Genomic DNA, 24,948 nt, shown 5'->3' on the forward strand with positions numbered 1-24,948 from the left:
CTGTGGGTGGGGGCCGCGCTGTGTGTGTTTTTCTGGCGGCGGGGCGGCGCTAGGACCGCGTGAATTCGATGGCGCCGCCCGGCAGCAGGTACAGCACCAGCGCGCGGCCGCCGCTCACGGTCGGGCTGTGCGCGCTGCCGGGGCCGTAGACCAGCCACCCGGCGCCGTGTCCGTCGAAGCGGGCGCCCTCGGTCAGCGGCATGATCATGTCGATCTCGCCATTGGGATGCGCGTGATGGGGGCCGGCCAGATCGTTCATGTCCACGACGTCGACCGAACAGTCCGCCAAGTCCGGCGCGGGCTTGATGACGCGGCCGTAGCGGATGCCGCCGCCTTCCCGGCTGCACATCCAGCCCTCGGTCACGCCTTGCCTACAGGCGGCGTATATCTCCTGGAAGAGGGCGCTGTGCGGTCCGGCTTCGCGATTCAGGCTTTCCTGCAGCGCTGCGTCCAGTGGCTGGCCCGCGGTAAGGCGCGTGACCTCGCGCATCAGGGCATGGAATTGATCGGGCGTGCTCACCTGGCTCCTCCTTTACACTGTCGGCGCTTCAGAATCGATATGAAATCGACTGCTGTTTTTTTGCATATGAGCCGCTTTCGGCTCGCTGAATGGAAAAATAGTGCTTCCATTGATTATGGTCAAGCACTATAGTGCATAAAGCGTGGTAATCAGGGTTTTTGCGGAGTCACGTAAACATGAATCAAGCGCTAGACGCGGCGCCATCCGAACCCAGGCGGGAAGCCTTCCTGGTGGCATTGGGCGAGCGGGTGCGCCGCCTGCGGGCCATACGCGGAATGACCCGCAAGAGCCTGTCGCAGGTAACCGGTGTGTCGGAACGCCACTTGGCCAACCTGGAGCACGGCGTAGGCAATGCCTCCATCCTGGTGTTGCTGCAGATCGCCCGGGCCTTCAACTGCGCGCTGGCCGAACTGGTGGGCGACGTGACCACCGAGTCACCCGATTGGCTGCTGATCCGGGAACTGCTCAGCGGCCGCACGGAATCCGACCTGCAGCGCGCACGCGAGGCCCTGACCCAGTTGTTCGGCGTAGGCGCAGGGGCGCAGCGTCCCAACCGTACCCAGCGCGTGGCGCTCATTGGCCTGCGTGGCGCGGGCAAATCCACGCTGGGCCAGATGCTGGCCGACGACCTCGGCTACCCCTTCGTCGAGCTGAACCGCGAGATCGAACGCGTGGCCGGGTGCAGCATCCTGGAAATCCACAATCTGTACGGTCCCAACGCCTATCGCCGCTACGAACGGCGGGCGCTGGAAGAGGCCGTGCAGATCTACCCGGAAATGGTGCTGGCGACTCCGGGCGGGCTGGTTTCCGAGCCGGCCACCCTGAACCTGTTGCTGGCGCACTGCTATACGGTGTGGCTGCGGGCCACCCCCGAGGAGCATATGGGCCGCGTGATGGCGCAGGGCGACTTCCGCCCCATGTCGGGCAACAACGAGGCCATGGCCGACTTGAAGCGCATCCTGGCCGGCCGCGAGGCCTTTTATGCCAAGGCCGACCTGACCTGGGTTACCAGCAACCTGGACGTGCAGGAAAGCTTTGCGGGCTTGCGGACCCAGGTGCGCAAGGCTTGCGGCCTGCCGCTGTAGGCGGGTTTCGACGCCTGCCAGGCAGGCAATATGCATTTTTGTGCATGCCCCGCTTGACGGGGCTTTTTTTGTCCTCTAATCTGCACAATAATTCATGTAGTGCAGTATTTTTCCTGTTTTGGCAGGCGTACGAGGAGACACACAATGAGCAGCACCCTCAACCGGGTTGATTTCCGGACCGACCCCGAGCAGTACCGCCACTGGCGCCTGAGCTTCGACGGCCCGGTTGCCACGCTGGCCATGGATGTCGCCGAGGACGGCGGCTTGCGTCCGGGCTACAAGCTCAAGCTGAATTCCTACGACCTGGGCGTGGACATCGAACTGCACGACGCCCTGCAGCGCATCCGCTTCGAGCATCCGGAAGTGCGAACCGTTGTCGTGACCAGCATGAAGGACCGGATTTTCTGTTCCGGCGCGAACATCTTCATGCTGGGCCTGTCCTCGCACGCCTGGAAGGTGAACTTCTGCAAATTCACCAACGAAACGCGTAACGGTATCGAGGACTCGAGCCGCCACAGCGGTTTGAAGTTCATCGCCGCGCTCAACGGCGCTTGCGCCGGGGGCGGCTACGAGCTGGCCCTGGCGTGCGACGAGATCATGCTGATCGACGACCGCTCTTCCGCCGTGGCCTTGCCCGAAGTGCCGCTTTTGGGCGTGTTGCCCGGCACCGGCGGACTGACCCGCGTGACCGACAAGCGCCGCGTGCGGCACGACCACGCGGACATCTTCTGCACCCTGGTCGAAGGCGTGCGCGGCCAGCGGGCCAAGGACTGGCGCCTGGTGGATGATGTGGTCAAGCCGGCCCGCTTCGAGGCGGCCGTGCGCGAACGCGCGCAGGCGCTGGCGCAGGGCAGCGACCGCCCGGCAGGCGAGCAGGGCATCGCGTTGACGCCGGTGCAGCGCACGGAAAGCGCCGACGGCCTGTCCTACCGCTATGTGGACATCCAGCTGGACCGCGAGAAGCGCCAAGCCACCTGGACGGTGCGCGCGCCCGAGGGTTCAGTGCAAACCGAACTGCAGGAGATCGTCGCCGCAGGCGCGGCATGGTGGCCGCTGCAGATGGCGCGCGAACTGGACGATGCCATCCTGTCGATGCGCACCAACGAGCTGGACATCGGCACCTGGATCATCAAGACGGAGGGCGATGCCGCGCTGGTGCTGGCCGCCGACGCCGCGCTCCAACAGCATGCGGACCATTGGTTCGTGCGCGAAACCGCCGGCATGCTGCGCCGCACGCTGGCGCGCCTGGACGTTACCTCGCGCAGCCTCTTCGCGCTGATCGAACCGGGCTCCTGCTTTGCCGGCACGCTGCTTGAACTGGCACTGGCCGCCGACCGCAGCTACATGCTGGACAACGAGGACGAATCCGCGCCCGCGCAGATCGTGGTGGGCGAGCGGAATTTCGGCGCCTATCCGCTGGTCAACGGCCAGAGCCGCCTGCAACGCCGCTTCTATGAAGAGGAAGCGCCCCTGGAAGCGGTGCGCGCGCGCGCCGGCCAGCCGCTGTCGGCCACCGACGCGCTGGAGCTGGGCCTGGTCACCTATGCGCCCGACAACATCGATTGGGACGACGAGGTGCGCATGATGCTGGAGGAGCGCCGCGCGCTGTCGCCCGACGCCCTGACCGGACTGGAAGCCAACCTGCGCTTCGGCGGGCAGGAAACGATGGAGACCCGCATCTTCGGGCGCCTGACCGCCTGGCAGAACTGGATCTTCAATCGCCCCAACGCCGCTGGTGACAAGGGCGCGCTCAAGCTCTACGGCAAGGGCGAGCAAGCCGCATTCGACTGGAACAGGGTCTGACGGCCCGGCGACACCGCGCCGCGCACCGCGGCCACCCCCAAGGAACAGGAGCGAGACATGTCTGGCATCAACTACACCGATAAGATTCCCAACAACGTCAATTTGTCCGGCGACCGCACCTTGCAGCGCGCGCTGGAGCACTGGCAGCCCAACTACCTGCAATGGTGGCAGGACATGGGGCCCGACGGCTCCCATGGCTTCGACGTTTATCTGCGCACCGCCGTCAGCGTGCAGCCCGACGGCTGGGCGCACTTCGACCACGTCAAGATGCCGGACTACCGCTGGGGGATTTTCCTGGCCCCGCAGGATGGCCAGCGCAAGATCCACTTCGGCGAGAACATGGGCCGCGACGTCTGGCAGGACGTGCCCGGCGAGCACCGCGCCAACCTGCGCCGCATCATCGTCACGCAAGGCGACACCGAGCCGGCCTCGATCGAGCAGCAGCGCCACCTGGGCTTGACCGCGCCCTCGCAGTACGACCTGCGCAACCTGTTCCAGATCAACGTCGAGGAAGGCCGGCACCTGTGGGCCATGGTCTATCTGCTGCACCGCTATTTCGGCCGCGACGGCCGCGAAGAGGCCGACGCGCTCTTGCAGCGCAGCTCGGGGGACTCCGACAATCCGCGCATCCTGGGCGCGTTCAACGAGAAGACGCCCGATTGGCTGGCTTTCTATATGTTCACGTACTTCACCGACCGCGACGGCAAGTTCCAGCTGTGCGCGTTGGCGGAGTCCAGCTTCGATCCGCTGGCGCGCACCACCAAGTTCATGCTGACCGAGGAAGCGCACCACATGTTCGTGGGCGAATCAGGCATCTCGCGCGTCATCCAGCGTACCTGCGAAGTCATGAACCAGCTCAAGACCGATGACCCGGACTCGGTGCGCGCGGCCGGGGTGATCGACCTGCCCACCATCCAGCGCTACCTGAATTTCCACTACAGCGTCACCATCGACCTGTTCGGCGCGGACCAGTCGTCCAACGCCGCCATCTTTTACGGTTCGGGCCTGAAAGGCCGCTACGAAGAGAGCAAGCGCACCGACGACCATCAATTGAAGAACGACACCTACCGCGTGCTGGCCGTGGAAAACGGCAAGCTCCGCGAGACCGAGGTGCCGATGCTGAACGCCTTGAACGAAGTGCTGCGAGACGATTTCATCCGTGACTCGGTTGCCGGCATAGGCCGTTGGAACAAGGTCATTGAAAAGAGCGGCGTGCCGTTCCGCCTGCAGGTGCCGCACAAGGCATTCAACCGCCAGATCGGCACCTTGGCCGGCATCCGCATGTCGCCCGAAGGCGAGATCCTCTCTGAATCGCAATGGCAGGCCAACAGCCACAAATGGCTGCCCACGCCGGAAGATCGCGCATTTGTCGCGTCGCTGATGGGGCGCGTCACCGAGCCGGGTAAGTTCGCCAACTGGATCGCGCCTCCCGTCATGGGCATCAACCGCCAACCGGTGAATTTCGATTACGTCCGTTTCAACTAAAGCGGGGCGGCGGCCGCGCATGCGGCCGCCTACCGGAGCATGGGGAAGACCGAGATGAACGCTCCCTTACCAGCAGAAGTCCTGAAGCAGCATCTGATCGATCCCGAGATCTGCATCCGATGCAATACTTGCGAAGAAACCTGTCCGATCAAGGCGATCACCCACGATTCGAACAACTACGTGGTGGATCCCGATATCTGCAACGGCTGCATGGCTTGCGTGCCGCCATGCCCGACGGGAGCCATCGATAACTGGCGGCTGATGGTGCGCGCCGAAGCCTATGGTGTGCAGGAGCAGTTGGGCTGGGAGGAATTGCCGGGCGAAAAAGCCTTGCCCGAGACGGCGGCTGCGCTGCCGGCCGACGATGTGCCGGCAGCAACGGACCTGGCCGCGCCGGCGCCATTCAGCGCGCCCGGCGCCACCGTCCCGCCCTGGTCCGCCGCGCATCCCTACGTCAACTTGTACACGCACAAGACGCCGATGACGGCCACCGTGGTCGGCAATTACCGCGTGACGGGCGTCGACACGGAAAGCGACATCCACCATATCGTGCTCGACTTCGGCGAACTGCCATTCCCTGTGCTTGAAGGGCAGTCCATCGGCATCCTGCCGCCGGGCCTGGACGCGCAGGGGCGGCCGCATCACGCGCGCCAGTATTCGCTGGCCAGTCCGCGCGACGGCGAACGTGCCGGCTACAACAATCTTTCCCTGACCGTGAAGCGTGTCACCGAAGACCATGCCGGCGCGGCCGCCCACGGGGTGTGCTCGAATTACCTGTGCGATCTGGCCAAGAACGACAAAGTGCAGGTGATCGGGCCTTTCGGGCATACCTTCCTGATGCCCAACCACCCGCGCGCCAATCTCATCATGATCTGCACCGGCACGGGCTCGGCGCCCATGCGGGCCATGACGGAACGCTACCGCCGCCGCATCGACACCGGCGAAAACGGCCGGCTGCTGCTGTTTTTCGGCGCGCGAACCGAGCGCGAGTTGCCGTACTTCGGGCCGCTGATGAAACTGCCGCGCGACTTCATCGATATCAATCTGGCGCTGTCGCGCGAAACGGGGCAGCCCAAGCGCTACGTGCAGGACCTGATTCGCGAACGCGCGGCCTCGGTACGGGAATTGCTGGCGGATCGCAATACCTGCATTTACGTGTGCGGCCTGAAAGGCATGGAGGTCGGCGTGCTGGACGCTTTGCGCGATGTGACGGTGCAAGGGGGCCAGGATTGGTCTATCCTGCATGATGCGTTGCGCCGCGAAGGGCGCCTGCATTTCGAAACGTACTGAATCCACAAACATGCGTGGCAATCGGCGCGCCGTGGCGCGCCGATTGCATTTGCGGGGGGAATCCACACATGAAGTTCGCCGAGTTCAAGGACGGGATGGTCATCAAGGGCGGTCCGGTCGTCGTGACGGAAGCCGAGATCCTGGAGTTCGCACGCAGGTTCGATCCGCAATGGTTCCACACCGATCCCAAGCGCGCGTCGGAAGGCCGTTGGGGCGGGCTGATCGCCAGCGGCTGGCATACCTGCGCGCTGGCCATGCGCATGGCCGTCGACGCGGCGCTGCACGATTCCGAGTCTTTTGGCTCGCCCGGCCTGGGCGAGGTGCGCTGGCGCACGCCGGTGCGTCCCGGCGATACCCTGCGCCTCGAAGCGCGCGTGCAAGGCGTGCGCCATTCATCGTCGCGCCCGGACCTGGGCATCATCACCTGGGCCTGGACAGTCCTGAACCAGCACGATGAAGGCGTGCTGGAACTGGACGCGACCAGTCTGTTCGATCTCTCAGGCGACAGCTGAAGGCTGGCCGCCAATCAGGCTCTGCACGCTGCCGTGTCAGCCGGCCGTTGGCGCAAGCTTCGCAGAACCAACGCGCCGAGGGCGGTTGCGGTAGCCAACGCGGTGACGCCTGCCCAGCCCCACTGTCCCAGCGCCAAGCTGCCCAGCGCGCCTCCCGCCGCCATGCCGACGAAAACGCTGGTCATGAGCACCGCATTCAGCCGGCTGCGCGCGGCGGGATCAAGACCATACACGATGCTCTGATGGGCGATCAGCGACATCTGGATTCCAAGATCGAAGCCTACGGTGCTGGCGGCAATGAGCCATAGCGCGGCGGACGGGGGCAGCGCGGGCAGCAGCGCCATCGACGCGAACGAAACTGCCGTCAGAGCCGCGCCCTGGCGGGCCAGCGTGACTGGACCATGACGGTCGGCGAGCCGGCCGACAAACGGCGCCGCCAGTGCGCCCACGGCACCCGCCAGGCCGAAGGCGCCCGCGGCGTCCGCGCCTAGATGGAACGGCGCCCCTTGCAACATGACGGCAAGCGTCGACCAGAACGCGCTGAATCCCATGTACAGCAGTCCCTGGGCCATGGCGCTACGACGCAGCTCGGGGTACTGGTGCCACAAGGTGCCCAGCGACCGGAGTAGCGCCCGGTAGGGCAGCCGGCTCGTGGGTGCGAAGGCGGGCAGGCTGCGCCAGAGCGCCAGCGTCAGCAACAGGATCGCCAGCGCCGCGGACCAGAACATCACCCGCCAGCCGAAGTTGGCGGCCACGAATCCGCCGATCACGCGAGACAGCAGGATGCCCAGCAGCAAACCGGTCATCACCGTCCCGACGATGGCGCCGCGCTGTTGTGCGGGAGCCATCGTGGCCGCCGCGGGCACGATGTCCTGCGCCATGGTGGCGGCAAGGCCGACCGTGAAACTGGCGGCCAGCATCGAGCCCATGCCGGGGGCGAAGCCGGCCATCAGCAGGCTGGTGGCAAGCAAGAGAGATTTGATCAGGATGATGCGCTTGCGGTTGTACCGGTCTCCAAGGGGAGCCAGTAGCAATATGCCAAACGCATAACCAAGCTGGGTAAGCGTGGGAATCCAGCCCAGCGAGCTGGGCGTGGCGCCCAGCTCCGCGCCCAGCAGGCCCAGCATCGGCTGGCTGTAGTACAGGGATGCGACCGCCAGGCCGGCGGCGACCGCCAGTAGCGCGATGAGGCCGCGTGCAGGCGCGTTTTCAAGAGTATTCGACGAAGACATGATGGAAGTCCGATGTAGGGTGTGGCGCAGATTGTGGACGTCCCGGGCGCTGTCTGGTAGCCCGTCAGTGGGTAAATCCGTTATACGATGAGCGTATGACCAAGCCCCCATCTCCCGTATCCAGCACCGACCGCGTGCTTCTCATCGAGACGTTCGTGCGTATCGTCGAGGCCGGCAGCCTGTCGGCTGCCGCCGTGCAACTGGGCGGCACACAGCCCACCGTCAGCCGGCGGCTGCAACTGTTGGAGCGCATGCTGGGCGTGCGCTTGCTGCAGCGTTCCACGCACGCCATACGCCTGACCGAGGACGGCCAGCGTTGCTATCAAAGCGCCAAGAATCTCATCGCCGGCTGGGATTCGCTTGAAAGCGAGGTGCGCGGCGGCGGCGAAGAGCCCGCGGGCATGCTGCGCGTGGTTGCCCCTCATGCGTTCGGCCAGCACCAGTTCGTCGAGCCGCTCGCGCGCTATCTGCGGCAGTATCCCCAGATGCAGGTCGAATGGCTGTTGCACGACCGGATGCCTGATTTCATTGCCGAGAACATCGATTGCGCCTTGCGCGTCGGCCCGATCACCGACCCTTCGGTGGTCGCGCTGAAACTGGGCGAGGTGCCGCGCATCGTGGTGGCGGCGCCCGGTGTGCTGCAGTCGATTGAAAGTGCCGATGATCCCAGGCAGCTTGCCGCCTTGCCCTGGGTGGCGCTGCGCACCTTCTATCGCGATGAAGTCGTCCTGACGAATCTGGATACCGGTGAGGTTGCGCGTTTTGGCATCACGCCGCGCTTGTCCACGGACGGGCTGCATGCGTTGCGCCGGGCCGCGGTACTGGGCCTGGGGGCGGGCCTGGGCTCTGCCTGGGCAATGTCCGAGGATATTGCCCAGGGTCGCCTTGTGCACGTGGCACCGCGTTGGCACGCCGAGCCGCTGCCGGTTTATCTCGTCTACCCGCCCTCGCGCTACCAGCCGGTCCGGCTACGGCGCTTCATCGATGTCATGCGCGAATATCTCCCGGCAGAACTACGCATGGCTCAAGGGCCTGCGGACTGATGCATCACGCGGTCCGCGACATTGGCGCCGGCCGCCGTCAGGCGCGTTAGCGTTTGCCTGCCTGCTTCAGGATGGCCGCGGCGTCGGGGCCGGCCGCCGCCTTCCACGCCTTGACGGAATCCGCGGCCGCGTCCTTCAGCGCGCGGCGCACGGGCAGCGGCACCGAGGTATTGATCGCCACGCCGTTCTTGCGCATGTTGGCGTAGTTCTGCTGCAGGCGCCCGTCTATGCGCTTCCATTGCTCGGTCTCGGTCTGGGCTGCCGCCTGGTCGATGGCGCGGCGCGTGCGCGCATCCAGCGCCTGGTAGGCCTGCAGGTTCATGGTCGCCACCGAGATCGGCATGGCGTAGTTGATTTCAGCGAAGTTGGGCAGGTGTTCCCACAACTTGCGGCCCGCGCCGCCGTCGCCCGATGACAGCACCGCGTTCACCTCGCCCGAGGCGATCAGGGGCATCGCGTCCGCGAAGGAGATGTTGCGCGCCTGGGCGCCGGCTTTCTGCATGACGTCCTGCGACGTGGCGTCGTAGGTGCGTATGTTCAGGCGCTTCAGGGCGCCTACGCTGTCCAGCTTCTGCTTGGACCAGATGCCGGATGCCGGCCAGGGCGTGGTGTAGAGCAGTTTTTGTCCATGCGCCGCAAGCAGCTTTTCATACGCAGGCCGGGCCGCCTTGTTCAGGTTGCGGGCCTTGGACAGAGAGTCCGCCAGGAAGGGCAGGGAAGACACGCCGAACAAGGGGTACTTGCTGGCCAGCGCGCCGGCGAAGGCGTCGCCGGCATCTACCTGGCGTGCTTGCACCGCATCTATCATGTCGGCCGACTTGATCCCTTTGGACGCGTCATAGCTGGCATCGATGATCACCTTGCCCGCCGTCTTGGCGCGAACCAGGTCGGCAAAGGTGGACACGCCTTGCCCGGGCATGGATGTGGCCGGGTATTCGGTGGCCATCGTAAGAGTGGTGGCGGCGTACGCGCCGTGGGCGACGAACGCCATGGCGATACCCGCCATCAGGCGGAGGGACGGACAACCTTGCATGCGCGGCTCCTGGTCGAGGGGAAATCCTGGTCTGGACACGCGGAACGGCGCAAGGGGCGCCCGGGCCTGTGCCTGGCCGATGCCGCAAAGCGTACGGCCTGTGCAAGGACTCGCCTATACGGGCTTTCGGCAATGCGCGGACTTTTTTGGGGGGCTGCGGACGCGCGGTATTTACGCGATGGGCAGGCCGTGCATCTTCAGGAAAGACAGCTTGTCCCAGTACCCTCGTTGGAAAACGATCCGGCCGTTGCGCACGGTAAAGAACCCACAGCCGCGCAAGCCCAAGGGATCGCGCCACTCCAATGCTGCGACCTCGCCTGCGTCGTGGATCGTCTCCACGATGCAGGTCATGTCGGCCTGGGCGAACTCCCGTTCGAACATCGCCTTTATGGCATCGCGTCCGACAATCGGTTCCTGGGTGACCTGGTGGTTCACTGCCTTTTCATCGTAAAGCTCGGCCAGGCCGTCGGCGTCGGCGGCATTGAACCGCTCGACCCAAAGTTCGACAAGCTGCCGCGGAGTCATGTGTGTTTCCATTCTGGATAAGCCGGCTGATATTGCGTCGAATGCGGATGGCGCCCACAGGCGCCATGGATGCAGTATCGGGGAAGCCGGCTTGCAAGACCAGCGGAACCGCCAAAAAAAACCGCCCCGAGGGGCGGCTGGCTTTGGCCGGTCAGGCGATCAATAGAACGCCTGGATGCCGGTCTGCGCGCGGCCCAGGATCAGGGCGTGCACGTCGTGGGTGCCTTCATAGGTGTTGACCACTTCCAGGTTCACCAGGTGACGGGCCACGCCGAACTCGTCGGAGATGCCGTTGCCGCCGAGCATGTCGCGAGCCAGGCGGGCGATGTCCAGCGCCTTGCCGCAAGAGTTGCGCTTCATGATCGAGGTGATTTCGACGGCGGCGGTGCCTTCATCCTTCATGCGGCCCAGGCGCAGGCAGCCTTGCAGGGCCAGCGTGATTTCGGTCTGCATGTCGGCCAGCTTCTTCTGGATCAGCTGATTGGCGGCCAGCGGGCGGCCGAACTGCTTGCGGTCCAGGGTGTACTGGCGGGCGGTGTGCCAGCAGGCTTCCGCGGCGCCCACGGCGCCCCAGGCGATGCCGTAGCGGGCCGAGTTGAGGCAGGTGAACGGACCCTTCAGGCCCGACACGCCAGGCATCATCTGGTCGGCGGACACTTCCACTTCGTCCATCACGATTTCGCCGGTGATCGAGGCGCGCAGGCCGACCTTGCCGTGGATGGCCGGAGCCGACAGGCCCTTCATGCCCTTTTCCAGGATGAAGCCGCGGATCTTGCCGTCGAAGTCGCCGCCCACGCACTTGGCCCACACCACGAAGACGTCGGCGATGGGGGAGTTGGTGATCCACATCTTGTTGCCGGTCAGCTTGTAGCCGTCGGCCGTCTTGACGGCGCGGGTTTCCATGCCGCCGGGGTCGGAGCCGTGGTTGGGTTCGGTCAGGCCGAAGCAGCCGATCCATTCGCCGCGGGCCAGCTTGGGCAGGTACTTCTTCTTCTGCTCTTCGCTGCCGAATTCGTTGATGGGCACCATCACCAGCGACGACTGCACGCTCATCATGGAACGGTAGCCGGAGTCGATGCGTTCGACTTCGCGGGCAATCAGGCCGTAGCTGACGTAGTTCAGGCCGGCGCCGCCGTATTCGACGGGGATGGTGGCGCCCAACAGGCCCAGTTCGCCCATTTCGGAGAAGATCGCCGGGTCGGTCTGTTCGTTGCGGAATGCGTTCAGCACGCGCGGGGCGAGCTTGTCCTGCGCATAGGCGTAGGCTGCGTCACGCACCATGCGTTCTTCTTCGGTCAGTTGCTGGTCCAGCAACAGAGGGTCTTGCCAGTGAAAGGAAGGATTCGAGGACATGCTGGGTCTCCGCTATGGATTTCGGAATGCTAGAAAGTTTAAACCTAAAATAATTCGGGCGGCAAGCGGCGGATGGAGCGGCGGGCGCCGCCGCTCCGTCCCGCCTTCAGTGCTGCGCCTTGAGCGCTGCGTCGCGGATTTTCTCCAGGGTCGTGCCCGGGGTGATGGTTTCCGGATCGATGAAGCAGTGCAAGATGGCCGGCTTGCCGCTGGCCATGGCGCGTTCGAAGGCCGGGCCGAATTGTTCGGTGGTCTCGACGCGTTCGCCGTGCCCGCCGAAGGCGCGGGCATAGTCGGCAAAGTCCGGATTCTTCAGCTCGGTCGCGGAAATGCGGCCGGGGTAGTGCTTTTCCTGGTGCATGCGGATCGTGCCGTACATGCCGTTATCCACCAGCACGACGATGATGGGCAGGTCATACTGCACCGCGGTCGCGAATTCCTGGCCGTGCATCAGGAAGCAGCCGTCGCCCGCGAAGCAGATCACGGTCTTGTCGGGCGAGACGCGCTTGGCGCCGACGGCGGCAGGCAGGCCGTAGCCCATGGAACCCGAGGTGGGCGCCAATTGCGTGCCGTAGCGCGTGTAACGGTGGAAACGGTGCAGCCAGGTGGCGTAGTTGCCGGCGCCGTTGGTCATGATGGCATCGGCGGGCAACTTCTTTTCCAGATAGGCCATGACCTGGCCCATCTGCAGCGCGCCGGGCGTCGTGATGGCGCTGGGGTCGCTCCATTTCAGGTAGGACTCGCGCATGACCGGCGTGCCGGCCGCCCAGGCGGGCTGGGCAGGCGCCTTCAGGCCGGCCAATGCCTGCGCGAACGCGGCGGGGGAGGTGTTGATGGCCAGCGTGGGGCGGTAGACGCGCGCCAGTTCGGCGGAATCGGGGTGCACGTGCACCAGCTTCTGCCTGGGCACCGGGATGTCCAGCAGGGTATAGGCCTGGCTGGGGTTTTCCGACATGCGTCCGCCCACGAGCAGGATCAGGTCCGCATCGGCCACGCGCTTGAGCAGCGCCGGATTGATGCCCAGGCCCACGTCGCCGATGAAGCAGGGATGGTCGGCCGGGAACAGCATCTGGCGGCGGAAGGATACGGCCGTGGGCAGCGCGTGGCGCTGCGCGAAATCGGCGAACTGTTGCACCGCGCGGGCGTCCCAGCGCGTGCCGCCCAGGATGGCGACCGGGTTCGTGGCGTCGGCCAGCAGCTTTTCCAGGTCGGCCAGCTGGCCGGCCGTGGGGGCGGAATCGATGACTTCATAGCGGGGCGCGTCGGCCACCTTGGCGGCTTCGACCAGCATGTCTTCCGGCAGCGCGATCACGACCGGGCCGGGGCGGCCCGAAGTGGCGATGTGGAAGGCGCGCGAAACCAGTTCGGGAATGCGTTCGACCTGGTCGATTTCAGTGACCCATTTGGCCTGCGTGCCGAACACGGCGCGGTAGTCCATTTCCTGGAAGGCTTCACGTTCGCGCATGCCGCGCTCGATCTGGCCGACGAAGAGAATCAGGGGAGTGGAGTCCTGCTTGGCGATGTGCACGCCAGCCAGCGCATTGGACGCGCCGGGCCCGCGGGTCACCATGCAGATGCCGGGTTCGCCGGTCAGCTTGCCGTGGGCGTCGGCCATCATGGCCGCGCCGCCTTCCTGGCGGCACACCGTGACCTTGATGTCCGCATCGTGCAGGCCGTCCAGCACTGCCAGATAGCTTTCGCCGGGGACGCAGAAAACATGTTTGACGCCCTGCGCAACCAATTGGTCGACCAGGATGTGTCCGCCAAGGCGGGATTCTTGCTGGGACATGGGGGTGGTAGTCATGATGAGCCGAGGTTAGGACATCCGAGCATAATGTTCCTTGATCGCACAATGCAATTGATAAAATTGCACAATCTATTGACCCACCGGCACGACCTGCCATGCTGCGCCGCGGCAAGAACCGCGCGCCCAGGCGCGGCGGCGCTGCTTGCACCTGGCGGTTCCCGCTCCATGAGAAACGGCATTCCCAACCTGAGCGCCTTGCAGGCGTTTGAAGCTTCGGCCCGCCTGGGCAGCTTTTCCCGCGCGGCCGAGGAACTGTCCCTGACGCACAGCGCCGTCTACCGGCAGGTTGCCAGCCTGGAGGCGCGCCTGGGCGTCCAGCTGTTCACGCGGGTACGGCGGCGCATCGTGTTGACCGACCACGGGGCGGAGTACGCCGGCCGCATCCGTCACCATCTGGACCAGATCGAAAAGGACACCTTCGGCCTGGTCAGCCGCACCGGCATGGGCCGCAGCATCCACATCGCCGTGGTGCCCACGCTGGCCACCACCTGGTTGATACCGCGCCTGGCGGACTTCCAGCGCGAACACGGCGACATCACGGTCAGCCTGTCCGTGCGCACGCTGCCGTTCCAGTTCAAGGACCAGCCCTTCGATGGCGCGCTGTACCACGGGGACGGATTGTGGCCGGGCACGCAGGGCGTGCTGCTGTTTCCCGAACGTGAGCTGGTGCCGGTATGCGCGCCGGAATTGTCGCAGCGCAAGCCGGAACCGGGCGCCAGCGCGCTGGCGGGCATGACGCATCTGCATTTGGCGTCACGGCCGGATGCCTGGCGCCAATGGTATGGGGCTAACAGCCATCTGTACGGTCCTCACGCTGCCGGCGGGCCGCGCTACGAGCTTTTCACCATGGTGATGGCTGCGGTGCAGGCGGGCCTCGGGGTCGGGTTGATGCCGCGCTTCCTGGCCCAGCCTGCGCTGGACCAGGGCACGCTGGTGATGCCTGTGCCGCAATCGCTGTCGGTGAGCCAGGGCTATTACTTCGGCTATCCGCAGCGCAGTGAACGTTCCGAGGCGCTGAAGCTCTTCGAGAGCTGGCTGAAGACCGCCGCCGCGGGCGTGGGCGGACGCTGAGCCGTAGAATCCAGGCATGCCCGAAACCCGTCCGCCGCTTCAATCCCAGGCCGATATCGACGCCTTCATCGATGCCGTATGGCTCGAGGACGGCCTCTCGGCCAATACCCTGGCCGCCTACCGGCGCGACCTGACCGGCTTCGCCCGCTGGCTGGAAGACCCGGAGGCCTACGCGCGCGAAATGGCCGATCGCCATGGCGAGGCCGCGCAGGTTCACGCGCTGCCTGCCGGACCGGCCAAACCCTTGCGCGATGCCGGCAAGGCCGACATCGAAGCCTGGTTCGCCTTCCGCCACGAGGAAACGCGTGCCACCACGGCCAACCGCCGGCTGGCCGCGCTGCGCCGCTTCTATGCCTGGGCCCTGCGGGAGCACCGCGCCGAACGCGATCCCTGCCTGACGCTGATCGCCGCCAAGCAGCCGCCGCGCATGCCCAAGACGCTGTCGGAGCAGCAGGTGGACGCCTTGCTGCGCGCGCCCGACCTGGAGCAGGCCCGCGGCCTGCGCGACCGCGCCATGTTGGAGACGCTTTACGCTACCGGCCTGCGCGTGTCCGAGCTGGTCGGCATGCGCACGCTGGATGTGAGCCTGAACGAGGGCGTGGTGCGGGTGGTGTTGGGCAAGGGCGGCAAGGACAGGCTGGTGCCATTGGGCGCCGAGGCCGCGCATTGGATCGACCGGTACCTGAAGTCTGGACGGCCGGAACTGGCTGCCGGCCGCGTCAGCGACGCGCTGTTCATCACGGGCCGGGCCGAGGCGATGTCCCGCCAGGCGTTCTGGCAACTGGTGAAGAAATACGCCTTGCAGGCCGACGTGCGCGCGCCGCTGTCGCCGCATGTGCTGCGGCACGCCTTTGCCACCCATTTGCTGAACCATGGGGCAGATCTGCGCGTGGTGCAGATGTTGCTGGGCCACGCCGACATCTCCACCACGCAGATCTATACGCACGTCGCGCGCGAACGTCTGAAGGCGCTGCATGCGGCGCATCATCCGCGTGGCTAGCCCCCTGCGACGTTCTCACAATTCTTCTTTCACACATACTCATGAGCAAAGCCCGCCACGTTTCTGAAACCCCCGCCACGCAGTTCCTCAAGCAGAACAAGGTGGCGTACACGGAACACACCTACGATTACGTGGACCACGGCGGCGCGGGCGAAGCCGCCCGTCAATTGGGCCTGGATCCGCATGCGGTGGTAAAGACCCTGGTGATGGAAGACGAGTCCGCCAAGCCCCTGATCGTCGTCATGCACGGCGACCGCGAGGTTTCCACCAAGAACCTGGCGCGCCAGGCAGGCCTGAAGCGGGTCGAGCCCTGCAAGCCCGAGGTGGCGCAACGCCATTCGGGCTACCAGGTGGGCGGCACCTCGCCTTTTGGCACGCGCAAGAAAATGCCGGTGTGGGTCGAGGCTGAAGTACTGGATTACCCCGTGGTCTACATCAACGGCGGCCGGCGCGGTTATCTGATCGGCATCGATCCCAAGGTCCTGGTCAGTCTCCTGGGCGCCAAGGGCGTGTCCGTCGCGCTGGAGTAGCCGCCGACCCGCGTGTTGGCCCTCCGCGTGGTATCCCCATACCACCTCCCAGGCCGGCGGCCGCGCCACAATAGGGGCGTAGATCAAGAACCGGGCCCGGCCACGGGCGCTGAACCGGCTTTCCGCCATCCCTAGGAGACAAACATGAGCAAGCGACTGTTGATGCTGGTCGGCGACTACGCCGAGGATTACGAGACCATGGTGCCGTACCAGACCCTGCTGACGGTGGGGCACACGGTGCACGCGGTATGTCCGGACAAGAAGGCCGGCGACACCATCGCGACCGCGATCCACGATTTCGAGGGCGCGCAGACCTATACCGAAAAGCGCGGCCACAATTTCGCGCTGAACTACGACTTTGATCGCGTCGAGCCGTCGTCGTACGACGGCCTGGTCATCCCGGGCGGCCGCGCGCCGGAGTATCTGCGCCTGAATGAAAAGGTGCTGGACATCGTGCGCGCCTTTGATCAGGCGGGTAAGCCCATCGCGGCGGTCTGCCATGGGGCGCAGCTGTTGGCTGCAGCCGGCATCCTGAAGGGCCGCACCTGCTCCGCGTATCCGGCTTGCGCGCCCGAAGTGCGGCTGGCGGGCGGCACCTACGCCGAAATCGGCATCGATCAGGCCTACACCGACGGCAACCTGGTGACGGCACCGGCCTGGCCCGCGCATCCTGCCTGGATGTCGCAATTCCTGGCGGTGCTGGGCACCAAGATCACGCCCTGATTCTCCAGGAAAAAATGCCCTCGCGCCGTGCGCGATGAGGGCATGCAAAAGCGCCAGGGGCGGCATTTCTGCCGCCCCTGGCGCTTTTGCATCATCGTGTGCCGGTCAAGCGAAGTCGAGCACGACGCGGCCTTCGATCTGGCCGCGGCGCATGCGGTCGAACACGTCGTTGATGTTCTCCAGGCTTTCGGTGGACACGGTGGCGTGGACTTTGCCTTCCTCGGCGAATTGCAGCGACTCCTGCAGGTCCAGGCGCGAACCTACGATGGAGCCGCGGACGGTGACGCCATTAAGCACCATGTCGAAGATCGAGAGCGGGAAGTCTCCCGGGGGCAGTCCGTTGAGCGCCACGGTGCCGCCGCGGCGCACCATGCCCAGCGCCTGTTCGAAGGCCTTGGGAGACACGGCCGTGATCAGCGCGCCGTGCGCGCCGCCGATTTCGCGTTTCAGATAGGCCGCCGGATCGGTGGACTTGGCGTTGACCGTGACCTCGGCGCCCAGGCGGCGGGCGAAGTCCAGCTTGGTGTCGTCGATGTCCACCGCGGCCACGTTCAGTCCCATGGCCTTGGCGTACTGCACCGCCATGTGCCCCAGCCCGCCGATGCCCGAGATGACCACCCAGTTGCCTGGGCGGGTATCCGTCATCTTCAAGCCCTTGTAAACGGTGACGCCAGCGCACAGTACGGGCGCGACCTCGACGAAGCCGACGTTCTTGGGCAGCAGGCCCACATAGTTCGCGTCAGCGAGCGCGTACTCGGCAAAGCCGCCGTTCACGGAGTAGCCCGCGTTCTTTTGCTGTTCACACAGCGTTTCCCAGCCGCCCAGGCAGTGCTCGCAATGCCCGCAGGCAGAGTAAAGCCAGGGGATGCCGACCCGGTCGCCTTCCTTGACATGGGTGACACCGGCGCCCACGGCGACGACGTGGCCGACGCCTTCGTGGCCAGGGATGAAGGGTGGGTTGGGTTTGACGGGCCAGTCGCCTTCGACGGCATGCAGGTCGGTGTGGCATACCCCGCAGGCTTCGATCTTTACCAGCAGTTCGCCCGGACCGGGGCGGGGCACCGCGACTTCTTCGATTGCCAGGGGCTTGCCGAATGCTCGTGCAACCGCCGCTTTCATGGTTTTATCCATCACTGCCTCCGAAGTCTGATCAAGATTCCTTATGCTCGAACGTGGACGCATTCCCGACCATGATTTATATCAACAGGGCCGCTTGCGCATGGGCAGCGGAAACGTGTGGTTTCACAATGAGGCGGCAAGCTGCTGAAGTTCTGGGGCCGTCGCCGCGCCTTGCCGCGGGCGCGTCAACCGGCGTACAGTGAGCCGTAGCTATCCCGGCCCCGTTTCGAGTTCCAGGAGCTCCCATGTGTGAAATCTTCATCCGCGCCAGCGAGCAGTCGTACGCGCCCGAAACCCGTTCGTTGCGGCTGCACGGCGTGGCCACCAGCCTGCGGCTGGAGCGGCTGTTCTGGCAAGTGCTGGAAGAAATCGCGGGCCGCGACGGCATGCGCGTGACGCAGCTGATCGAACGTTTGTACGACGAACTGATCGAGTACCGCGGCGAGGCCGCCAACTTCACTTCTTTCCTGCGCGTGTGTTGCCTGCGCTATCAGTTGCTGCAGGCAGAGGGCCGCATTCCGCGGGATGCCGCTGTGCCGATCCGCTCGCTCAATCCGCAAGCCGTGTTGGAGGGCCTGCCGCCCACGCTGTATGACACGGAGCCGCTGCGTCCCAAGCGCAAGGCGGCATAACCCGCCGGCGGTCATTCCGGGCTGCGCCGGAAAAAGCAAAGGGCCCGACTTGTCGGGCCCTTTTGCCGAGGTCGCCGCCAACGGCGGTGGGCCTTCAGCCTCCGGACTGGATCGATGCCAACGCGACTTCGTTCTGGACGATGCGGCGGATGCGCACCGCATCGCCGATGCGCGACAGCTTGCCTTGCGAATCCAGCAATACGATGGCCAGGTCGCGGCCGTTGATGCGCGCCAGCATGACCAGGCATTCGCCGGCTTCATTGATGTAGCCCGTCTTGGACACCTTGATATCCCAATCGGGCTTGCGCACCAGCAGGTTGGTGTTGCGGAAGGTCTGCGTGCGGTTGTTGACCTCGACTTCGTACTCGGTGTCGGTGGAGTAGCGGTGGATCAGCGGGCGTTGGGATGCTGCGCGCAGCAGGCGGGCCAGGTCGTGCGGCGACGAGACGTTGTCGCTGGACAGGCCGGTGGGTTCGATGAAACGCGTGCTGGTCATGCCCAAGGCTTGCGCCTTGGCGTTCATGGCGGCCACGAAAGCGGGCAAGCCGCCCGGGTAATGGCGGCCGAGCGCGTTGGCGGCGCGATTTTCGGACGACATCAGCGCCAGGTGCAGCATGTCGCCGCGCGACAGCTTGGTGCCCACGCGCAGGCGCGACGTGGTGTGCTTGAGGCCGTCGACGTCTTCGTCGGTGATCTCCAGCATTTCATCCATGGGCAGGTTGGCGTCCACCACCACGACGGCGGTCATCAGCTTCGAGATGGAAGCGATGGGACGCACGACGTTTTCATTCTTGGCGAAGATGACCGTGGAGGTTTCCAGGTCTTGCACGTAGGCGGTGCTGGAGCGCAGCGCGGCGGCTTCGGCGCGCACCGAAGTAGCGGGCGGCGGCATGGCGGCCGAACCCAGCGCGGCGGCGGCAGCGGCGCGCTGCGCGCGGGAGGGCTTGTTCGGCTTGCCATTCTTGCCGGCGGCGGCGCCCTTCTTGGGCGGAGTGCCCTTGGCTGCGACCTGTTTGCCGCCCTTGGGAGCGGCGGCTTTCTTGCCGGAGGAAGATTTGGGGGGAGCCTTTTTGGCGGAGGAGGCGGCTTGTTTGCCCGAGGCGCTCTTGCCGGAGCTGGCCTTGGGGGCCGGAGCCTTCTTGGCTTGTTGCGCCTTGCAGGCCGACGATTTGGCGTTGGTCTTGCAGGGGTCGGTATTCTTTGCTGCTTGCGCGGCGGGGGGCAGGAGCGCGCACACCGCCAGCGCCGCAGGCGCTATCGCGTTCGCAATCGCACGTTTCCAGGAAAATGCCATGGTTTGAGCTGGCTTGTCAGTCTGTCAGTAAATGTTTCTTAAGCCGGCGTTTCGTCGGGCCAGGAAAAGTCCAGATGAATTAGAGGCTTACGCGTCGAATTTAAACAGCAATTTCAAGTCGTGCGCAAGACGATTCGCTATCATCGTCGAAAAAAATATTAGTGACGTATTGACGTCGCTTCAATTCGTCACAAGACAAGTCCGAGAAGCTAACGGCACGCCGCGCGTGAGCGTAGCCCGGATTAACCCTCATCTGGCTGAACGCGCGGCTTTTATCCCTGGGACCGGGACGGACACGCCCGCGGGCGAGGGATGCGCCATACGGGGGCGCGCTGCGTGCGCGGGGAAAAGAAAAGCGCCGGAATCGACGCTGGAGATGGCCTCGCCGGGTGGAATCGAACCACCAATTGACCCTTAGGAGGGGCCGGTTATATCCATTTAACTACGGCGAGACGATGTGGGATCTGGCGGCAGCGCGGGCCACAGGGGCCATGCCTGCTCACTAAGGCCTTGATATCGCTACGAAACTTCCGGGCCTGAGTTTAGCACTGGCGGCGCGGGCTTCGGCGCAGGACGCAAGTCTATCAGCAGGCGGCGCAAGCCCCAAATCCAGAGCCTCGGCTTCGATGCCCGGACCCGACCTTCAATGGGGATATTCCCGGAGTCCGGACGCTATTTGTATATGATGTCCGAGTCCCGCGCTGCGCGCCGGACCGTCCCGAGGAGGGGGCGACGAACCAAAACAACGAAAAACGGGTTTCATGTCTAGCCAAACCGATACGAATTTCATCCGTACCCTGATCGTGGGCACGCTGGTCGTGCTACTCGCCATGGGGGTGCGGGCCACCTTCGGCCTGTTCATGCAACCCATGGGCCTGGCGCAGGGCTGGGGGCGCGAGGTGTTCTCCATGGCCTTCGCGCTGCAGAACCTGGTGTGGGGGGTGGCCTGTATCTTCATGGGCGTCCTGGCCGACCGCTACGGCTCGGGCCGCACCATCGCCCTGGGCGCGCTGCTGTACATGCTGGGCATGATAGGCACGCGCTTCGCTACCGACGAAGCCACGCTCTACCTGACGGCCGGCGTGCTGGTCGGCCTCGGCCAGGCCGGCACGACCTTCCCGGTGATCCTGCCAGTGGTGGCCCGCGCGGTGCCGCCGGCCTACCGCAGCACGGCCATGGGCATCGCCAGCGCCGGAGGGTCCCTGGGCCAGTTCGCCGTGGTGCCCACCGGCCAGGTCCTGATCAGCGGCCTGGACTGGCCGGGCGCATTGTGGGTGCTGTCGCTGTTCGTCGCCTGCGGCGCGCCTCTTGCCTATTTCCTGCGCGGACGTCCCCAAGCCCACACCGGGCCGCAGCAATCGCTGGCCTCGGCGGTCAAGCAGGCGGTGCGCCACCCTTCGTTCCATTTCCTGTTCTGGAGCTATTTCGTCTGCGGTTTCCATACGGCCTTCATCACGCTCCACCTCCCGGCGTACGTCTCCGACGGCGGCCTGAGCGCGGGGCAGGGCGCAACCGCCATCGCGCTGATCGGGCTGTTCAACGTGCTGGGTTCGTTCTATGCCGGCAAGCTGGGTGGCAAGTACAGCAAGAAGCGTCTGCTGGCCGTGGTGTACGGCATGCGCGCTTTCGGCATCCTGCTGTTGCTGTGGCTGCCATTGTCGCCATGGGTGCTGTACGCGTTCGCTGCGTGGATGGGATTGTTCTGGCTGGGGACCGTGCCGCTTACACAGGGTCTGATCGGCCAGATCTACGGATTGCGCTACGCGGCCACCTTGTCGGGCATTGTCTTCCTGGGGCACCAGCTGGGCAGTTTCATCGGCGTATGGCTGGGCGGGTATGCCTACGCCAAGACCGGCAACTACGACGCAGTCTGGTGGCTGGGCGTGGCGCTTGCCATCATTGCCGCGCTGTTGTGCCTGCCGGTGCGTGAACAGCCGGTGGCCCAGCCCGCCGCTGCCTGATTCCAGGATCGCCAATGAAATCCTCCGCGCATTCCGCACCCGCCTCCCGCCGCCATCGCGGCTGGCGGGTCGCGGGCGTGCTTGCGCTGGCCGCCGTCCTGGGCCTGGCGTTCTGGGGCTACACCCTCCCCGAAATGCAGATCCACTGGGAAAACCTGGCCGCGCTCTGCGGCTTCTAGGCGCATTTTCCGATCTGCCTCGCGGTATCCTACGGCGGTATTTCTTCCATCATTGCGCGCCGCTACTCCGCGGCGCTCCGGGTGCCCATGCAGGACTCATCGCCTTCCTATCCCGATCTATCGCTGCCGGCCATCGGCGGCATGTCCGCCGCCGATACGCTCGTGCTGACGGTGAACAACCGGCTGTCGCGCCGCCTGACGCTGGAGCTGGCGGGGCTGCTGCGCCAGGAGCGCCAGGTCAGCGAATTGCCGCGCATCCTGCCCTTGTCCGCATGGCTGGCCGATGCCGCCAACGAACTTGCGTTCGAGGCAGATGACGAAGTGCCTGCTTACCGGCTGGACAGTTTTGCCACGCAATTGGTATGGACCGAGGCAATCCGAGCCGAAGAGGCCGAACGCGTGTTGCTGGATGCCAGCCAGGCCGCGCGCCTGTCCATGGATGCGGACCTGCTCATGGACGAATGGGAACTGCAGGTGCCTTCGGGGGCGGACACCGATGAGTACCGCGGCTTTGCGAAATGGCGCGCGCGCTATCGCCAAGTGCTGGCCGGCATCGATGCCGAGGACGCCAACCAAGGCTACGCGCGCGTGCTGCGGGCGTTGCAGGACGGGCGCCTGCCTATTCCGCAACACTTGGTGCTGGCTGGGTTCACAGACATCTCGCCGCGATTCCGCCGGCTGCTGCGCGCCTTCGAAGAGCAGGGCGCGGCCGTTGTGCAATGGCGGGATGCGCAGCGGATCGAAACGGCGGCGCGCCGGTTCGAAGCGGCGGATCAAGGCGCGGAATGGCGCGCCGCCGCGGCCTGGGCGGCCGAACGCCTGAAGGCGCATCCTCATGGCCGCTATGCCATCGTTTCGCCGCAGCTGGAGGCGGAGTCGCCTTTCGCCCGGCGCGTGCTGAGTCAGGCCCTGGCCGGACGCGGCGGCGAACCCGCCTTTGCGTTCAACGTGGCGGTGGGCCGGCCTTTGAACGAATGGCCCATGGCGCGCGCCGCGCTCGCATGGCTGCGCGCGTTGGCCGAATGCGCGCCAGGCAAGGGCTGCGGCGTCGAGGTGCTGGGCGCGGCGTTGCTGGGCGGACATTGCGCGGGCGATGTGCGCGACCGCGCGCGGCTGGCCTCGATTGATGCGCGCTGGCGGCGTCAGGCGCAGTTGCACGTCAGTCCGCAGGACTGGCGCAGGCTGTTGGCGGACCTGCCGCTGTTGGCGCCGGCCTGGAGCCAGGCCATGGAGATATGGACGCAGGGAGGCCGCCAGGCCACCTGCGATGTGTGGATGCTGCGCATGAAAGCCGCCCTGATGGCGTTGGGCTTTCCCGGCGAGGGCGTGCTGGATAGCGTCGGCTATCAGGTGATGGGCGCGTTGGGCGACGCGCTGGGCAGCTTTTCCGCGCTGGCGCCGGCCGCCGGCCGCCTTGGGGGCGTGGCGGCGGTGAACCTGCTGGAAAGCGTGGCGCGTTCCGCTTCTTTCCAGCCGCAGCGCGACCCGCTGGCGCGCCTGGACGTGCTGGGTTTGCTGGAAGCAGAAGGGGGCTATTGGGACGGCGTCTGGCTATTGGGCCTGACCGACGATGTGCTGCCCGCATCGCCCAAGCCCAATCCGCTCCTGCCGCTGGCCGTGCTGCGCCAGGCCAAGGCGCCGCGCGCCACGCCGGAACGCGAACGCGAATGGGCCGAGGGCATGTACGCCGCGCTCTGCCGATGCGCGCCCGAGATCATCGTCAGCCATGCCCACATGGATGGCGAACGTGAACTGCGCCCGTCGCCATTGATCGCGCTGGCGGAACTGACGGACTGGACGCCCGCTGTGGCGCAAGCCCAGGCCGTCTTGCCGCAAGAATCGCTGGATGACGCCCAAGGCCCGGCGCTGGCTGCCGGCAATCGGGGCGGCGGGGGGCTGGACGTGCTGGACACGCAGGCGCGCAATCCGCTGTGGGCATTCGTGCGGCATCGCCTGGGCGGACGCGAAATGGCGCCTTATGCCGATGCGGCCACCGTCAACGTGCGCGGCCAGTTCCTGCACAAGGCGCTGGAATTGGTGTGGGGCATGATGCCCGACCAGGACGCGCTGCACGAGATCATGGCCACGGGCCGTTTGCCTGCCTTGCTGGAGCAAGCGGTGGCGCAGGCCGCGGACGAAGAGCTGCAAGACTATGCGCCCGCCTTGAAGACGCTGGAATGCCAGCGCGCCCAGGCCGTGCTGGCGTCCTGGCTGGACATGGAGGCGCAGCGTTTGCCCTTCGCGGTGGCGCAGGTAGAAAAGAACCATCAATGGCAACGTGGCGCGCTCAGCCTGAAACTGCGGCTGGACCGCATCGACACACTGGGCGATGGCCGCAATGTCATCGTCGACTACAAGACCGGCGTGGCGGCAGCCAAGCCCGAACCGGACTGGTCGCGCAGCCGCCCCGTGAACGTGCAATTGCCGTTTTATGCGTCGGTGCTGGCGGATGCGGCTGGCGGCGAAGTGGCCGGCCTGGTGCTGGCGCAGATCCATGCGCGCCAGGTGGCCGCGCAAGGCCTGGCCGATGAGGACCTGGGCGTGCCTGGCGTCACGTTGGCAAGCGAGAGCAAGTACTTCGACGGCCTGAGCTGGGTGGAGATACGGCAGCGCTGGCGCACGGCCATCGAAGCCCTGGCCGACGAGTATGCCGCAGGTCATGCGGCCAACGTGGCGTACCGCCGCGACGATCTGAAATACTGCGATGCATTGCCGTTCCTGCGTTTGCATCTGGACGATGAGGACGCATGA

General features: G+C 65.6%; 22 protein-coding genes and 1 tRNA gene. 14 read left to right on the forward strand and 9 right to left on the reverse strand.

The genetic code is table 11. From position 1 onward, the window contains the following. Nucleotides 1–49 precede the first annotated feature (49 nt). Entirely contained in the window at nucleotides 50–520 is a 471-nt protein-coding gene (locus VCS63_RS23100; RefSeq protein ID WP_063961745.1) for a DUF4863 family protein, read from the reverse strand. Between the two features lie 176 nt (nucleotides 521–696). Here VCS63_RS23100 and VCS63_RS23105 point away from each other — a divergent pair, with 176 nt between their 5' ends. From VCS63_RS23105 to VCS63_RS23125, 5 genes are all read left to right on the forward strand, one after another. Beyond that, nucleotides 697–1,605 carry a helix-turn-helix transcriptional regulator gene (locus VCS63_RS23105; RefSeq protein WP_042794737.1) on the forward strand — a complete coding sequence of 303 codons (909 nt, stop codon included), beginning with the start codon at nucleotides 697–699 and terminating at the stop codon, nucleotides 1,603–1,605. Between the two features lie 144 nt (nucleotides 1,606–1,749). Continuing rightward, the gene (boxC, locus tag VCS63_RS23110) at nucleotides 1,750–3,408 is read left to right on the forward strand and encodes a 2,3-epoxybenzoyl-CoA dihydrolase (RefSeq protein WP_164793195.1); all 1,659 of its coding nucleotides are present in this window, start codon (nucleotides 1,750–1,752) and stop codon (nucleotides 3,406–3,408) included. 57 nt (nucleotides 3,409–3,465) lie between these two features. Then, nucleotides 3,466–4,893, forward strand: a complete 1,428-nt coding sequence (boxB, locus tag VCS63_RS23115) for a benzoyl-CoA 2,3-epoxidase subunit BoxB (protein ID WP_042794736.1) — start codon at nucleotides 3,466–3,468, stop codon at nucleotides 4,891–4,893. 54 nt (nucleotides 4,894–4,947) lie between these two features. Then, the gene (boxA, locus tag VCS63_RS23120; protein ID WP_323881093.1) at nucleotides 4,948–6,183 is read left to right on the forward strand and encodes a benzoyl-CoA 2,3-epoxidase subunit BoxA; all 1,236 of its coding nucleotides are present in this window, start codon (nucleotides 4,948–4,950) and stop codon (nucleotides 6,181–6,183) included. 68 nt (nucleotides 6,184–6,251) lie between these two features. After that, nucleotides 6,252–6,695 (forward strand): MaoC family dehydratase, encoded by a 444-nt coding sequence (locus VCS63_RS23125; RefSeq protein WP_042794735.1) that lies wholly within the window; start codon nucleotides 6,252–6,254, stop codon nucleotides 6,693–6,695. Between the two features lie 14 nt (nucleotides 6,696–6,709). Here the strand turns inward: VCS63_RS23125 and VCS63_RS23130 are convergent, their stop codons facing one another. Continuing rightward, the gene (locus tag VCS63_RS23130; RefSeq protein WP_063643218.1) at nucleotides 6,710–7,927 is read right to left on the reverse strand and encodes an MFS transporter; all 1,218 of its coding nucleotides are present in this window, start codon (nucleotides 7,925–7,927) and stop codon (nucleotides 6,710–6,712) included. A gap of 95 nt (nucleotides 7,928–8,022) precedes the next feature. Here VCS63_RS23130 and VCS63_RS23135 point away from each other — a divergent pair, with 95 nt between their 5' ends. Further along, nucleotides 8,023–8,970 carry a LysR family transcriptional regulator gene (locus VCS63_RS23135; protein WP_063643215.1) on the forward strand — a complete coding sequence of 316 codons (948 nt, stop codon included), beginning with the start codon at nucleotides 8,023–8,025 and terminating at the stop codon, nucleotides 8,968–8,970. A 46-nt stretch (nucleotides 8,971–9,016) separates the two neighbouring features. Here the strand turns inward: VCS63_RS23135 and VCS63_RS23140 are convergent, their stop codons facing one another. The 4 genes from VCS63_RS23140 to VCS63_RS23155 form a co-directional block, all read right to left on the reverse strand. Further along, a complete protein-coding gene (locus VCS63_RS23140) occupies nucleotides 9,017–10,003 on the reverse strand; it encodes a TRAP transporter substrate-binding protein (RefSeq protein ID WP_063643210.1) in 987 nt (328 codons plus the stop codon). 171 nt (nucleotides 10,004–10,174) lie between these two features. Next, nucleotides 10,175–10,528 (reverse strand): nuclear transport factor 2 family protein, encoded by a 354-nt coding sequence (locus tag VCS63_RS23145; RefSeq protein ID WP_042794732.1) that lies wholly within the window; start codon nucleotides 10,526–10,528, stop codon nucleotides 10,175–10,177. Between the two features lie 159 nt (nucleotides 10,529–10,687). Continuing rightward, nucleotides 10,688–11,881: an acyl-CoA dehydrogenase gene (locus tag VCS63_RS23150; RefSeq protein ID WP_042794731.1), complete on the reverse strand. Its 1,194-nt coding sequence runs from the start codon at nucleotides 11,879–11,881 to the stop codon at nucleotides 10,688–10,690. A gap of 106 nt (nucleotides 11,882–11,987) precedes the next feature. Further along, complete coding sequence (locus VCS63_RS23155; RefSeq protein ID WP_323881171.1) at nucleotides 11,988–13,670, reverse strand: thiamine pyrophosphate-binding protein; 1,683 nt, start codon at nucleotides 13,668–13,670, stop codon at nucleotides 11,988–11,990. A 183-nt stretch (nucleotides 13,671–13,853) separates the two neighbouring features. Between VCS63_RS23155 and VCS63_RS23160 the strand changes: the two genes are divergently transcribed. From VCS63_RS23160 to VCS63_RS23175, 4 genes are all read left to right on the forward strand, one after another. Continuing rightward, nucleotides 13,854–14,759 (forward strand): LysR substrate-binding domain-containing protein, encoded by a 906-nt coding sequence (locus tag VCS63_RS23160; RefSeq protein ID WP_063962216.1) that lies wholly within the window; start codon nucleotides 13,854–13,856, stop codon nucleotides 14,757–14,759. Between the two features lie 16 nt (nucleotides 14,760–14,775). After that, the gene (gene xerD / locus VCS63_RS23165; protein WP_149063988.1) at nucleotides 14,776–15,759 is read left to right on the forward strand and encodes a site-specific tyrosine recombinase XerD; all 984 of its coding nucleotides are present in this window, start codon (nucleotides 14,776–14,778) and stop codon (nucleotides 15,757–15,759) included. Nucleotides 15,760–15,800: 41 nt separating this feature from the next. Beyond that, nucleotides 15,801–16,289: a Cys-tRNA(Pro) deacylase gene (gene ybaK, locus VCS63_RS23170; RefSeq protein WP_042794728.1), complete on the forward strand. Its 489-nt coding sequence runs from the start codon at nucleotides 15,801–15,803 to the stop codon at nucleotides 16,287–16,289. A gap of 144 nt (nucleotides 16,290–16,433) precedes the next feature. Continuing rightward, nucleotides 16,434–17,012: a DJ-1/PfpI family protein gene (locus VCS63_RS23175; protein WP_042794727.1), complete on the forward strand. Its 579-nt coding sequence runs from the start codon at nucleotides 16,434–16,436 to the stop codon at nucleotides 17,010–17,012. 105 nt (nucleotides 17,013–17,117) lie between these two features. Here VCS63_RS23175 and adhP read toward each other — a convergent pair whose 3' ends face one another. After that, the gene (gene adhP, locus VCS63_RS23180) at nucleotides 17,118–18,143 is read right to left on the reverse strand and encodes an alcohol dehydrogenase AdhP (RefSeq protein ID WP_063643201.1); all 1,026 of its coding nucleotides are present in this window, start codon (nucleotides 18,141–18,143) and stop codon (nucleotides 17,118–17,120) included. A 233-nt stretch (nucleotides 18,144–18,376) separates the two neighbouring features. On the opposite strand from adhP, the gene VCS63_RS23185 reads away from it, so the two are divergent. Next, on the forward strand, nucleotides 18,377–18,763 hold the full coding sequence (locus VCS63_RS23185) for a ribbon-helix-helix domain-containing protein (RefSeq protein WP_042794724.1): 387 nt from the start codon (nucleotides 18,377–18,379) through the stop codon (nucleotides 18,761–18,763). Between the two features lie 94 nt (nucleotides 18,764–18,857). Here the strand turns inward: VCS63_RS23185 and pbpG are convergent, their stop codons facing one another. Both pbpG and VCS63_RS23195 read right to left on the reverse strand, forming a co-directional pair. Beyond that, a complete protein-coding gene (gene pbpG / locus VCS63_RS23190; protein WP_063643197.1) occupies nucleotides 18,858–20,057 on the reverse strand; it encodes a D-alanyl-D-alanine endopeptidase in 1,200 nt (399 codons plus the stop codon). Nucleotides 20,058–20,434: 377 nt separating this feature from the next. Next, nucleotides 20,435–20,509 (reverse strand) — tRNA-Arg (locus VCS63_RS23195). Between the two features lie 309 nt (nucleotides 20,510–20,818). Between VCS63_RS23195 and VCS63_RS23200 the strand changes: the two genes are divergently transcribed. The 3 genes from VCS63_RS23200 (at nucleotide 20,819) to VCS63_RS23210 (ending at nucleotide 24,948) form a co-directional block, all read left to right on the forward strand. Then, the gene (locus VCS63_RS23200) at nucleotides 20,819–22,018 is read left to right on the forward strand and encodes an MFS transporter (protein ID WP_063643193.1); all 1,200 of its coding nucleotides are present in this window, start codon (nucleotides 20,819–20,821) and stop codon (nucleotides 22,016–22,018) included. 14 nt (nucleotides 22,019–22,032) lie between these two features. Beyond that, a complete protein-coding gene (locus VCS63_RS23205; RefSeq protein WP_164793197.1) occupies nucleotides 22,033–22,197 on the forward strand; it encodes a hypothetical protein in 165 nt (54 codons plus the stop codon). Nucleotides 22,198–22,284: 87 nt separating this feature from the next. After that, nucleotides 22,285–24,948 (forward strand): PD-(D/E)XK nuclease family protein, encoded by a 2,664-nt coding sequence (locus VCS63_RS23210; protein ID WP_063962213.1) that lies wholly within the window; start codon nucleotides 22,285–22,287, stop codon nucleotides 24,946–24,948.

It is taken from the genome of Achromobacter sp. D10, from assembly GCF_035282245.1.
In the GTDB taxonomy this organism is placed as follows: Bacteria; Pseudomonadota; Gammaproteobacteria; order Burkholderiales; family Burkholderiaceae_B; genus Achromobacter; species Achromobacter insolitus.